General features: G+C 64.4%; 10 protein-coding genes. 3 read left to right on the top strand and 7 right to left on the bottom strand.

All coding sequences use genetic code 11. The features are described 5' to 3' along the window. Positions 1–45: 45 nt before the first annotated feature. Entirely contained in the window at positions 46–1,395 is a 1,350-nt protein-coding gene (locus V1290_RS18385; protein WP_334365713.1) for an RsmB/NOP family class I SAM-dependent RNA methyltransferase, read from the bottom strand. Between the two features lie 159 nt (positions 1,396–1,554). Between V1290_RS18385 and V1290_RS18380 the strand changes: the two genes are divergently transcribed. Both V1290_RS18380 and V1290_RS18375 read left to right on the top strand, forming a co-directional pair. After that, a complete protein-coding gene (locus tag V1290_RS18380; protein ID WP_334365712.1) occupies positions 1,555–1,764 on the top strand; it encodes a DUF1674 domain-containing protein in 210 nt (69 codons plus the stop codon). Positions 1,765–1,812: 48 nt separating this feature from the next. Continuing rightward, positions 1,813–2,424, top strand: coding sequence for a thermonuclease family protein (locus V1290_RS18375; protein WP_442894996.1), 612 nt, complete (start codon positions 1,813–1,815; stop codon positions 2,422–2,424). Here the strand turns inward: V1290_RS18375 and cysC are convergent. From cysC to acs, 6 genes are all read right to left on the bottom strand, one after another. Continuing rightward, a complete protein-coding gene (gene cysC, locus V1290_RS18370) occupies positions 2,390–4,285 on the bottom strand; it encodes an adenylyl-sulfate kinase (RefSeq protein ID WP_334365711.1) in 1,896 nt (631 codons plus the stop codon). The two genes, V1290_RS18375 and cysC, sit on opposite strands and share 35 nt — an antisense overlap. Next, positions 4,285–5,247 (bottom strand): sulfate adenylyltransferase subunit CysD, encoded by a 963-nt coding sequence (cysD, locus tag V1290_RS18365; protein ID WP_334365710.1) that lies wholly within the window; start codon positions 5,245–5,247, stop codon positions 4,285–4,287. Before cysD ends, cysC begins: the two co-directional genes overlap by 1 nt. A gap of 5 nt (positions 5,248–5,252) precedes the next feature. After that, complete coding sequence (locus V1290_RS18360; protein WP_334365709.1) at positions 5,253–6,272, bottom strand: sulfotransferase family protein; 1,020 nt, start codon at positions 6,270–6,272, stop codon at positions 5,253–5,255. Positions 6,273–6,432: 160 nt separating this feature from the next. Continuing rightward, positions 6,433–8,151 (bottom strand): methyl-accepting chemotaxis protein, encoded by a 1,719-nt coding sequence (locus V1290_RS18355; protein WP_334365708.1) that lies wholly within the window; start codon positions 8,149–8,151, stop codon positions 6,433–6,435. Positions 8,152–8,327: 176 nt separating this feature from the next. Beyond that, entirely contained in the window at positions 8,328–8,840 is a 513-nt protein-coding gene (locus V1290_RS18350) for a L,D-transpeptidase (protein WP_334365707.1), read from the bottom strand. A gap of 327 nt (positions 8,841–9,167) precedes the next feature. After that, a complete protein-coding gene (gene acs / locus V1290_RS18345) occupies positions 9,168–11,120 on the bottom strand; it encodes an acetate--CoA ligase (protein WP_334365706.1) in 1,953 nt (650 codons plus the stop codon). Positions 11,121–11,488: 368 nt separating this feature from the next. On the opposite strand from acs, the gene V1290_RS18340 reads away from it, so the two are divergent. Then, positions 11,489–12,643, top strand: a complete 1,155-nt coding sequence (locus V1290_RS18340) for a DNA topoisomerase IB (protein ID WP_334365705.1) — start codon at positions 11,489–11,491, stop codon at positions 12,641–12,643. Positions 12,644–12,660: the final 17 nt, after the last annotated feature.

Here is a 12,660-nt window from a genome sequence, read left to right as displayed (position 1 = left end):
GAAAATCGACGAATCACCCGAAGGCAGGGTGATTCCGGTCTAAAATCAGGTTTTAACCAGCCGCGCTGCGTAAAATCCATCCAGCCCGCCGAGCCGGGGGTCGTCATGGGGCAAATGGCAGGGAAGGGTGCGTAAATCACCGCTTGCGGTCACGATCTCGCTGAGGCCTGCGACCTCGTCCGCCTCGACCGGGACACGGCGCATGCCCGGTTCGGTAGCGAGCAGGGACGCGACCGCCTGTTCGCCTTCCTCGGGCTCCAGCGAACAGGTACAATAGACCAGCATTCCGCCCGGCTTGAGCAGGGCGACCGCCTTTTGCAGCAACCGTTTCTGTAGCGCGGACAGCGCCGCAATGTCGGCTTCCTGACGCAGCCAGGCGACATCGGGGTGTCGGCGGATGGTGCCGGTGGAGGTGCAGGGCGCATCCACCAGCACGCCGTCGTAACCGCCATTGCCGCTGCCTTGCCATTCGGCTGCATCGGTCACCACGTCATCGGCCTGCAGCGAAAGCCGGGCCAGATTGTCGCGCAGCCGTGCCATGCGCGCCGGCGAGCGATCGACCGCGGTGACGCGCGCGCCAGCGTGCGCGAGCTGCGCGGTCTTGCCGCCGGGCGCGGCGCAGAGATCGACGATGCTCTTGCCGACGACATCGCCGAACAGCCGCGCCGGCAGTGCGGCGGCGGCGTCCTGCACCCACCACTGTCCCTCGGAGAAACCGGGCAGCATGGTCACCGAACCCTGCAGCAGCGTGCGCACGGTTCCGGTCGGCAAGGCTTCGCCATGCAGGCGGCTCGCCCATTGCGCGGCGTCCGTCTTCACGGTGATGTCGAGGGACGGCTCGTGGCCGATGGCGCGCGCCATCTCGCGCGCGGTGGTCTCGCCATAGGCGCCGATCCAGCGCGTCAACAGCCACGGCGGAACATCAAGCGTCTGCGACTTGACTTCTTCGATCAGCGGCTGTCCCTCGCGCGCGCAGCGGCGCAGCACGGCGTTGACGAGGCCGGCATACTTTGCGGCGCGGCGGTCCGATTGCACCAGCCGCACCGAAAGATCGACGGCGGCGTGATCCGGCACGTCCATCCAGAGAATCTGCGCCGCGCCGATCAGAAGCGCGCTCTGTGCCCGCGGCGCATCCGTCGGAATGCCGCGATCGAGCAGGCGCGACAGCAAATGGCCGAGCGTGCCGAGCCGCCGCAGGATCGTCGCCACCAGCCGCCGCATCAACGCGCGGTCGCGATCGGCGAGCGCCTTCAGTCCGGGATGGGCGCCCGCGCCGTCGAGCTGGTCGTCGAGGGTGCGATGCTTGTGCAGCACGCCGTCGAGAATATCAGCCGCGATCCGCCGCGCCGCGAGGCCTGGCACTTCTGAAGGTACTGCGAATCTTGAAGGGGGCATGAAGCAGGAATGTCTCGGAAGGCGGAAAGGTTTCGGCTCATGCCAATGAAATGAAACGCTCATTTGGCATGCGAATATGCCAAATGTAAGAATCGCCACAGACAATTTCTCGATTGTGATGTCATCTGTGCGCTCATCCCGTGCTATGGGAGAGTTGCGATGGCCGACAATTATTCATCCCCCGCGCCGGTTGCGGAACGAAAGAAGCTGACGCCCGCAGCCGAGCGCGCGCTCGCCGAGGCCGAAGCGCGCCGCAAGGCCACTGACGCCAGCGCCATGCCGCTGCAGAAGGAATTCCAGGGTCCGAAGGGCCTGGAACCGACCCGCTACGGCGATTGGGAGCGCAAAGGGATCGCTTCGGATTTTTGACGGCACCGGCTCTTGCCGGACGGCCCGACTCAGCCCTTAGTCGGGAATATGCCTCCGTACGAGAAGATAAATGCTTACCGGACCTCGCGCCGGGGTCCGCGGCGCCGCTGGTTTGCGGCGGCCTTGCCGTGGATGTTCGTGCTTTGCGTCGCGGCGGCGACGACGCTGCCGGTGCGGGACTGGGTACGCCGGTCGTTGCCTGACTTCGCCGACAGCCAGGCGGCGCGTGATGCCGAGATGGTCTGGAAGCGCGCTGGAAGTCCTGACGTGCGCCATCCCGTCGATGTCATCCGGACCATCGATGGCGACACGTTTGAGGCGCGGGTGCATTTGTCGCCCGGCGTTGAGCCGACCACGCGCATACGCCTGCGCGGCATCGACGCGCCCGAATTGAAGGCATCGTGCCCTGGGGAATTGCAGATGGCGGAGGCCGCGACCGGTGCCCTGCGCGCGCTGCTCGGCGAAGGCGGCGTCACGATCTTCAACATTGGACCGGACAAATATAGCGGCAGGGTCGTGGCGGAGGCCGCGACCCGGCGCACCGGGAACGTTTCGGCGGCCATGCTCGCGGCAGGTCATGCGCGCGGCTATGGCGGCGGTCACCGCAACGGATGGTGCGCGACCGCTACAGGTAACGACGTTCCCGCAAGTAAGCGATGATGCGCTCGCAGGCCGCTTCGGCCGACATCTCCGACGTGTCGATGGTGATTTCCGGTGCAAGCGGCGTCTCGTAGGCCTGGTCGATGCCGGTGAAGTTCGGCAACTCGCCGGCGCGCGCCCGGGCATAGAGTCCCTTGGAATCGCGGCGCTCGCATTCGGACAGCGATGTCGCGACATGAATCTCGATGAACTCGCCGTCGTCGAGCCGGCGCCGCGCCGTTTCGCGATCGCCGCGGAACGGGGAGATCAGCGAGACCAGCGCGATCAGGCCGGCATCGACGAACAGCGCCGCGATCTCGGCGACGCGGCGGATGTTCTCGACCCGCGCCTCGCTGGTGAAGCCGAGGTCGCGGTTGATGCCGTAACGAAGATTGTCGCCGTCGAGCAGCGCGGCATGGCGCCCGAGTTCGGCAAGGCGGCGATCGACGAGATTGGCAATGGTCGACTTGCCGGCGCCGCTCAGGCCGGTGAACCAGAGCACGCAGGGCCGCTGCTGCTTGAGACGGGCGCGCACGGATTTGTCGACGTCGAGCGCCTGCCGGCGGATATTGGTGGCGCGACGCAGCGAGAAATCGATCATGCCTGCCGCCGCCGTGCGGTGGCTGATCGGGTCGATCAGAATGAAGCTGCCGAGCTCGCGATCCTCGCGATAGGCCTCGCAGACCAGCGGACGGTCGAGGCTAAGATTGACGTAGCCGATCTCGTTGGCGGCGAGCGTGGTGGCGGCCTGATGCTCCATGGTGTCGATCGCGACGCGGTGCTTTAGCGTCGAGATGACCGCGCCGGTCGAGGCGGTGCTGCATTTGAGCACGTAGCGGCGGCCCGGCAGCATGGCGTCGCCGTCGAACCAGGCGAGATGCGCGGCCAGTTGATCCGATACCAGCGGCGCGGCGCCCGCGGTCAGCACGTCGCCGCGGCTGACATCGATCTCCTCAGTCAGCGTGAGGGTTACCGATTGGCCGGCTGTGGCGTGGTCCTGCTCGCCGGCGGCGGTGATGATGCCGGCGACATGGGTGAGATGGCCGGACGGCCGCACGCTGATCGCGTCGCCTATGCGCACCGTGCCGCTGGCGATTCGCCCGCTGAAGCCGCGAAACTCCGCATTCGGCCGGTTCACCCATTGCACCGGAAGCCGGAACGGTCGCTCTGCGATGTCGCCGGTCACGTCGACCGTCTCCAGATGCGCCATCACCGTCGGCCCGTCGTGCCAGGGCATCCGCGTACTCGCGGCGAAGATGTTGTCGCCGTCGCGCGCCACGACGGGAATGCATTGAACCTGCGGAATGCCGAGGCGGGTCGCGAGCGTTTGATAGTCGGCGGCGATCGCCGCAAAACGATCGGCATCGAAACCGACCAGATCCATCTTGTTGACGGCCAGCACGACGTGGCGCACGCCGAGCAACGCGAGGATATGGCTGTGGCGGCGGGTCTGCGTGATCACGCCCTTGCGCGCGTCGATCAGCACCACCGCGAGATCGGCAGCGGACGCTCCGGTCGCCATGTTCCGGGTATACTGGGCGTGGCCCGGCGTGTCGGCGACGACGAAGCGGCGGCGCTGGGTGGCGAAGAAACGGTAGGCGACGTCGATCGTGATGCCCTGCTCGCGCTCCGCCTGCAGGCCGTCGACCAAAAGCGCAAAGTCGAGATCGCCGCCGGTGGTGCCGGCGACCTTGCTCTCGGAGGCGAGCGCCGCCAGTTGGTCGTCGAGCAGCGTCTTCGAATCGTAGAGCAGGCGGCCGACCAGTGTGCTCTTGCCATCGTCGACGCTGCCGCAGGTGACGAAGCGCAGCGTCGGCCGGTCATCCTGCCCGAGCTGCAACGCGTCGAGAACGGCTACCGCGGGCGCCTCGTGATAAGACATCAGAAATAGCCCTCCGCTTTTTTCCGTTCCATCGACGCGGTCGAGTCGCGGTCGATGACGCGTCCTTGCCGTTCGGACGTTCGCGAAATCATCATCTCATGGACGATCTCCGGCAGGTTGGCCGCCGTCGACGGCATTGCGCCGGTCAGGGGATAGCAGCCGAGCGTGCGAAATCTCACCGAGCGCCACATCGGCTGCTCGCCAGCGCGCAGCGGCATCCGCTCGTCGTCGACCATGATCAGCGCGCCGTCGCGCTCGACCACCGGCCGCCGCGCGGCAAAGTACAAGGGCACGATCGGGATGTTCTCGATCAGGATGTATTCCCAGACGTCGAGCTCGGTCCAGTTCGACAGCGGAAACACCCGCATGCTCTCGCCGGGCGCGAGCATGGTGTTGTACAGGCTCCACAGCTCCGGCCGCTGCTGCTTCGGGTCCCAGCGGTGCGTGGCGCTTCGATGCGAGAAGATGCGCTCCTTGGCGCGCGATTTCTCCTCGTCACGGCGCGCACCGCCGATCGCGGCATCGAAGCCGCCGGCTTCCAGCGCCTGCCGCAGCGCCTGCGTCTTCATCACGTCGGTATGAAGCGCCGAGCCGTGGCTGAACGGGCCGATGCCCTGCCTCAGACCGTCGGCGTTGACATGGACGATCAGATCGAGCCCAAGCTCGCTTGCGCGCTGATCGCGAAACGCGATCATCTCGCGAAACTTCCAGGTCGTATCGACATGCAGCAGCGGAAACGGCGGCTTGCCGGGATAGAACGCCTTCATCGCCAGGTGCAAGAGCACCGAGGAGTCCTTGCCGACGGAATAGAGCATCACGGGTTTACGGAATCCGGCCGCCACCTCGCGTATGATGTGGATGCTTTCGGACTCCAGGCGCTGCAGATGGCTGGTGGCGGTGCGGGGCTGCTTGCCAGCCCTTCCAGGGAGGGCTGGCTCGGCGATCGTGCGAATGTCCAGCATGGCGATCACGCGGCCGCGGCGAACCAATCGCCGAACAAGCGCTCCGACGTGGCCGCACTCAGGCCAAGATCCCGAACACACGCCGCAACCGAGGCGCGATAGGCATCATTGACCCCGCACCGCTCCAGGATGTCCAGTTGGGCTTCGCTCAGCGAGGCCGTTGCGCGGCACTGGTAGCGATAGGCGCTATCGGAGGTGTGTAGATTGGGCACCTTGTAAATCGTCGCTTCGCTCGGGAAGATGACGCGCGCGTTGTTCACCTGCGCTTGTCCCGGCTCCCGCCACGACGTCACGGCATTTTCGGTAAAGCTGCTCGAAAGGCCAAGGCGGTCGAACAGGACACGGACCGACGATATGGCCTCCTTGCTCACCTCGTAAACGTAGTGAGTGACCGGAACGCCCTGTCGCTTGGCGTAGCTTTCCACCCGAACCGCGCTCAGCGCGGCGATGACATAATGCTGTAGCAACGTACTTTCCGGCGCGCGAGAGATCAGCTTCTCGATCCATGACGCCAGCGCACTCGCCGGCTCGCGATCGAGCATGATGAGGTGCAGCCGGGCCTGCGGATAGCCCGCCTCGATCAAGAGCTGCAGCGGATTGAACAGGCTCTCGGCGAGCACGTAGGGCCCGATCGTCTCCTTGCTGAAGATGTCAGGCTCATCGGTCGCCGACGGCACGATCCAGGGCGTCAGCGACTGGCCGACGAGCGCATCGCGCAGGATCGCCTTGAGCGGCTGATAGTATGAAGGCATCCCGATCATGCCGAACAGGTTGCTCAGAGCTGTCGATCCGACCCGGGCCTTGCCGCATGCGAAATAAAGCATCGGGAAGTCTTGCGCCGGGCGATGCCGGAAGTTCTCGGCAAGGCACTCCGTCACTTCGCGCATCAAGGTTTCGAGCGCGACGGTCCTGGTCTGGAATTCGCCAACTGGCGAAAGCAGCATGGTGTCGAGGGAACTGTGCTGCTGCCGAACCAGATCGGCGATTCGTTCGAGCGAATCGGCTGAGGTCGCGTGGATGTTCATGTCGGGAGGCTCACTGAGGCAGGTTCCGCAAGCGAGGTTGCTTGTGGCTTCTCAGCCAACCTATAGTTGTTCGACGGTGCTGGTCAAACCCGTACAATCCCGGGGCGTGCTGCGTATATCGAGCGAGCACCGAACGTGTGCTCGCTGCCTTGTTGGCGGCTCAGGCGGCGCGCACAGTGTTGAGGAACTTCTCGACCTCCGCCCTCAAGAGACCGCTTTCGCTGGACAGTGAGCGCGCCGATGCCAGTACCTGGGCCGAGGCCGAACCGGTGGAACTCGCGCCGGAGTTGACCTGGGTGATCCTCTCCGCGACCTCGGCGGTGCCCTTGGCTGCTTCGCTTACGTTGCGGGCGATCTCGGCCGTTGCGGCACCCTGCTCCTCGATGGTTGCAGCGATGGTCGTCGAGATGTCCGAAATCCTGGCGATGGTGGCGCCGATCTCCTTGATCGCGCTGACCGAGTCTTCGGTCGCCGCCTGCATGCCCATGATCTGTGCGCCGATCTCGTCGGTGGCCTTGGCCGTCTGAGCCGCCAGTGCCTTCACCTCGCTCGCCACCACGGCGAAGCCGCGGCCGGATTCGCCGGCGCGCGCAGCCTCGATGGTAGCATTCAGCGCCAACAGGTTGGTCTGTTCGGCGATCGCGGTGATGAGCTTGACGACGTCGCCGATCCGGCCCGCTGCCTTCAGCAGTTCATTGATGCGCAGGTCGGTCTGCTCCGCCTGCCTCACGGCCTCGTTCGCAATGCGGCTGGAATCGTGGACCTGCCGGCTGATCTCGACAACCGACGTGCTCATTTCCTCGGCGGCGGAAGCCACCGCGCCGACATTGGTGGAAGCCTCCTCGGAAGCCGCGGCGACCATGCCGGAGAGCTGCTGCGTCTGCTCAGCGGTGCCCGACAGCGTGCCGGCGGCGGCCTCGAGCTGCTGGGATGCCGACGATACCGTGCTGACGATGCCGCCGACGGCGGACTCGAAAGCGTCGGCAAGCTTGATCATTTCCGACTTGCGTCGTGCGGCCGCAGCGGCTTCCTGATCTTTCCGCTCGGCTTCCATCTGTTCGATGCGGAGCAGGTTGTCCTTGAAGGTGTGGGCCGCGCGGGCGTTGTCACCGACTTCGTCGCCGCGGGCCGTGTAGGGAATCTCGACGGCCTTATTACCGCCGGCGAGTTGCATGAGCACGTCGCCGATACGCCGGATCGGTCGGGCGATGCTCAACACCGAAAAAACCGCGGAGGCGATCAACATCACCATGACGAATGCGCCGACGATGAACGCGAAGTTGGCGACACGATCCAGTTCCGCCAGCAGCTCGCCTCTGCGTCGTGCCGCGAATTCGTTGGCGACGCCCACCAAGTCGTCAATGCGTTTGCTGACTTCCTGGGCCGCCGGGCGCATACGCTCTGTGAGAATGCTCGCCTTCGCCGTTTCGGCCGCGGCCTTGGCGTCGCCGGCGGCAGCGCCGATGACGGCCTTTTGCGCCGTCGCCAGCTCGACGGCACTGGCCAGATAGGCATCCGCGAATCTCTTGGTCTCCCGGTAGGCATCCTGTGTGACCTTCCGCGTCGCCCGTTCCATTGCGGCGTTGATTTCGGTCCCGGCTTCAGTTGCGTGGGTGCGGAGAATCTCGAGGAACTTGTCAACCTCTGCAACTGACGGCGCGGAGCCGATCTCGAGAGCGGCGAGCTGCGCGCGCGCCATCGCCGTCTGCGTCGCCTGCGCATTGCCTTTGTTGAGGTAGTTGATGATGACCAGGCGGTTGGATTCCACAATCGACCGGTGGCCGAGCATCTGGTTGGTCAGGATGCCGCCCACCAAAATGACGCCGATGCCGGCCGTCAGACCCAGCTTTGTACCGATACGAAACTTGAACCGTCCCATGGCGCGCCGCTCCCCTTGCAGTTGAAGCAGTAGGCGACATACAACTAAACCAAACGTAAAAACTAAACCCCGTACAACTACAGGGGGAGTTCCGCAGAAACCGCGTTCTGCGAAACTACCGAAACAAAAAGCTGCGCCGGGGCGCAGCTTTTTCAGGTGAAAATGATGTGGGACGATCAGCGCGTGACGGTCACGGTGGTTCCGACCGGCACGCGTTGATAGAGGTCGGAGATGTCGTCGTTGAGCATGCGGATACAACCGTAGGACACGAAGCCGCCGACCGAGCCCGGCACGTTGGTGCCGTGAATGGCATACTCCCCGCCGGCCAGCGTCATTGCCGCGACGCCCATCGGGTTGCGCGGCGAGCCGCCGGGAATCACGTCGGGCATATAAGGCTTGTCGCGCCTGACTTCGCTCGGGGGCGACCAGGCCGGGTTGAGATACTTGCCGTCGATCTTTGTGGTGCCCGACCATTGCTTGCCGGCCTTGCCGACGCCGACCGGATAGCGCATGGCGCGGCCGGATTCGAGAATGAGATAGAGACGTCGCTCGCCGGTCTTCACCACGATCGTGCCCGGCGCGTATTCGCCGCTGACATCGACCAGCTCCGGCCTCGCTTGTGCCTGCGAAGACATCATAGTGCCCGCAGCCAAGGTGGCGGCCAACGCCACCGCAATCCTTTTTGACATTCCCCAGCTCCGCTCTGCCCGCCCTCTCAGGGGCCCTCAAAATGTCCTTTCAAGCCTTGACGGCCCGCTGTCTTGTCCATCCGTTTTCAGTTTAGTCGCACGAACTGACCGGCTGGTTTCAACGCCAGCCTTCGAGATTGTTTTCGATGGAGGGAACAAAGGGAATGTTCGAAATAAAGTAAATGACCGTAAAACAACACGCAGCGGCGAAGAGTCCCGTGAGGCGGGCTCGCCACTGACAAACGCGTGAGCGATGGGACTGCCGCAAAATTCGGCACTCGCCTCGTCCCGGGGGTCCCGGGACGAGAGGCTTGCTATAGCGTCGTTCTACGCCGGCGCCGACTTCTTGTTCTGCCGGTTCTTCACGAGGTCATCGACCACGGCGGGGTCGGCGAGCGTCGAAGTGTCGCCGAGACTGGAGGGCTCATCCTCGGCGATCTTGCGCAGGATGCGGCGCATGATCTTGCCGGAGCGGGTTTTCGGCAGGCCCGGTGCGAACTGGATCTGGTCGGGGGACGCGATCGGGCCGATGTCCTTGCGCACCCAGGCGACCAGCTCTTTCCGCAGCTCCTCGGTCGGCTCGGTACCGGCCATCAACGTCACATAGGCGTAAATGCCCTGGCCCTTGATGTCGTGGGGATAGCCGACCACAGCCGCTTCCGACACCTTGGCATGCGCCACCAGCGAGCTTTCGACCTCGGCGGTGCCCATGCGGTGGCCGGAGACGTTGATGACGTCGTCGACGCGGCCGGTGATCCAGTAATAGCCGTCGGCATCCCTGCGGCAGCCGTCGCCGGTGAAATACTTGCCCTTGTAGGTCGAGAAATAGGTCTGCTCAAAACGGGCGTGGTCGCCATAGACCGTGCGCATCATCCCGGGCCAGGACTTGATGAGGCAGAGATTGCCCGTGGCTTCGCCCTCGAGCACCTTGCCGTCGGCATCGACGATCTCAGGCACCACGCCGAAGAACGGCCGCGTCGCCGAACCCGGCTTGAGTTTTGTGGCGCCCGGCAGCGGCGTGATCAGGATGCCGCCGGTCTCGGTCTGCCACCAGGTGTCGACGATCGGACAGCGGCCGTCGCCGACCACGCGATAATACCATTCCCAGGCTTCCGGATTGATCGGCTCGCCAACGGTGCCGAGCAGCCGCAGGCTCTTGCGCGAAGTCTTTTTCACCGGCTCGTCACCGCCCTGCATCAGCGCGCGGATCGCGGTCGGTGCGGTGTAGAAGATGTTGACCTTGTGCTTGTCGATGACGTTCCAGAACCTGGAGGTGTCAGGGTAATTCGGCACGCCCTCGAACATCAGCGTGGTGGCGCCGTTCGCCAGCGGCCCATAGACGATGTAGCTGTGGCCGGTGACCCAGCCGACGTCGGCGGTGCACCAGAAGATGTCGCCGTCGTGGTAGTCGAACACGTATTGATGCGTCATCGACGCGTATACGAGATAGCCGCCCGTGGTGTGCAGCACGCCCTTCGGCTGACCGGTGGAGCCCGATGTGTAGAGGATGAACAGCGGGTCTTCCGCGTGCATGTGCTCGCACGGGCATTCCGTCGTCACCAGCTTGGCCACTTCGTGGTGCCAGAAATCGCGCGTTGGATTCATGTCGACGGCAGCGCCAGTGTGTCTCACGACGACGACCCAATCGACGCCACCCGCTTTCTCGATCGCGGCGTCGACATTGGCCTTCAGCGGCACCTTCTTGCCGCCGCGCAGTCCCTCGTCGGCGGTGATGATGACCTTGGACTGGCAGTCGGTAATGCGCTGGGCGAGGCTGTCCGGTGAGAAGCCGGCGAACACCACGGAATGAATGGCGCCGATCCGCGCGCAGGCCAGCATTGCATAGGCCGCTTCCGGGATCATCGGCAGATAGATGGTGACGCGGTCGCCCTTCTTGACGTTCCGCGTGCGCAGGATGTTGGCCATCTTGCAGACTTCGTCGTGCAACTGGCGATAGGTGATATGCTTGGACTGCGAGGGATCGTCGCCCTCCCAGATAATGGCGGTCTGATCGCCGCGCTTGTCGAGATGCCGGTCGATGCAGTTCCAGGCGGCGTTCAGGACGCCATCCTCGAACCATTTGATCGAGATGTTGCCGGGGGCGAAGGAGGCGTTTTCGACCTTGTGGAAGGGCTTCATCCAGTCGATGCGCTTGGCCTGTTCGGCCCAGAAACCATTGGGGTCCGAGACCGAGCGGGCGTACATTTCGCGGTACTTGGCGTCATCGACATAGGCGCGTTTGGCCCAATCGGCGGATACGTCGTAGATCTTCTCGGACATGTTACCCTCCCACTCATTGCGGCCGGATGCTCGGCGGCCACAAGTCGTCCCTGATTGTTGCAGCGATTATGCGTCGCGGGACGATGCCCGGACAAGGCGGAACGTGTGCGACCTTGGTCGGCCAGCCGGTTTCCGGCCTTGTCGCGGATCAAAGTCAGGTCATTTTCGCGGGTCCCGCTCAGGGCAAATCAACGTTATCGGCGGAATGGCTCCCATGGCCGGTATCTAATAACCGTCAATGACGGAATCGGGACTCGCAAAGTGGTTCGTTACCCCCTAAATGGCCTCCCCGGGGCCGGCGGCCTCCCGGAACAAGCCATAACAAACGGCATTACCGGCGAAACAGGCGGAGTAGGGCGACAACGCATATGATGGATCAGCAGAATTTCGAGGCTACGCGGCCCGTTTCCGCCGATCCTGCCGTTGCATTGGCCGAAGCGCTCGGGCAACTGCCAAAGGAACCGTCCAAATCGTCCGCGGCAAAGCCGCACATCATCGCCTCCGTCGAAGCACTGGCACAGGAACTTGGCCTCAAACTCGGCGATCAAAACGGCCTGACCATCCGCCGCATCAAGCGCGGAAAAAGTTATTCATTCATTCGCGCCAATGGCACGCAGATCCGCCACGCCGGAACGATCCGGCGCCTGCATTCGATGGCGGTGCCGCCGGCCTATCGCGACGTTCGCTATTCGGCCGATCCGAACTCGCATCTGCAGGCGGTCGGCTTCGATGCCGCTGGCCGGTTGCAGTATCGCTACCACGCTGATTGGGAAAAGGTTCGCGAGCACCGCAAGGCGCACCGCCTGGCCAAACTGGTCGCGGCGCTGCCCAAGATCCGGCGGAAGGTCTCTGCGTATCTGTCGGGCGAGGAGCCGACGCGGGAGTTCGCACTCTCGGCCGTGATCGAGTTGATCGCGCGCACCGCCATCCGTCCGGGCAATGAATCCTATGCCCGCCTCAACGGCACCCGCGGCGCCACCACGCTGTTGAAATCGAACGTCACGCTGGAGGACGATTGCCTGGTCCTGACCTTCAAGGCCAAGGGCGGCAAGGCCGTGCGCAAGGAATGCGACGCCGCCAAGCTGGTGCGCGCGATCGGCATCCTGCGCACCGTGCCGGGCAAGCGCATGTTCCAGTACCGCGACAGGTCTGGCGTCGTGCGCGCCGCCTCGACCACGGCCGTGAATGCGTTTCTGCGCGAGATCGCCGGTATCAAGATTTCGCTGAAGGATTTCCGCACGCTGATGGCATCGGCCGTGGTGCTGGAATCGCTGTCGCGGATTACACCCGCAGCAAGTGAGCGCGGCCGCAAGAAGCAGGTGCTCGAAGCCGTGCGCGCGGCGGCCGACGAACTCTCGAACACGCCGGCGATCTGCCGCAAGAGCTACGTCCACGACACCATCGTCACCGCGTTCGAAGACGGCATCCTCGAGCGCTTTGCCGCGACGATGAAGGGCTACCGAACGCAAGCGAAACGCGAAGCGCTGCTGGCGCAGGTGGTGACGGCGGCGGCTGCGGCGTAAACCGTAGCTCTCGTAGA

Origin of the sequence: Bradyrhizobium sp. AZCC 1578 (assembly GCF_036924675.1) — a bacterium.
Taxonomy (GTDB): Bacteria; Pseudomonadota; Alphaproteobacteria; order Rhizobiales; family Xanthobacteraceae; genus Bradyrhizobium.
This window is presented reverse-complemented; position numbering and strand designations above follow the sequence as displayed.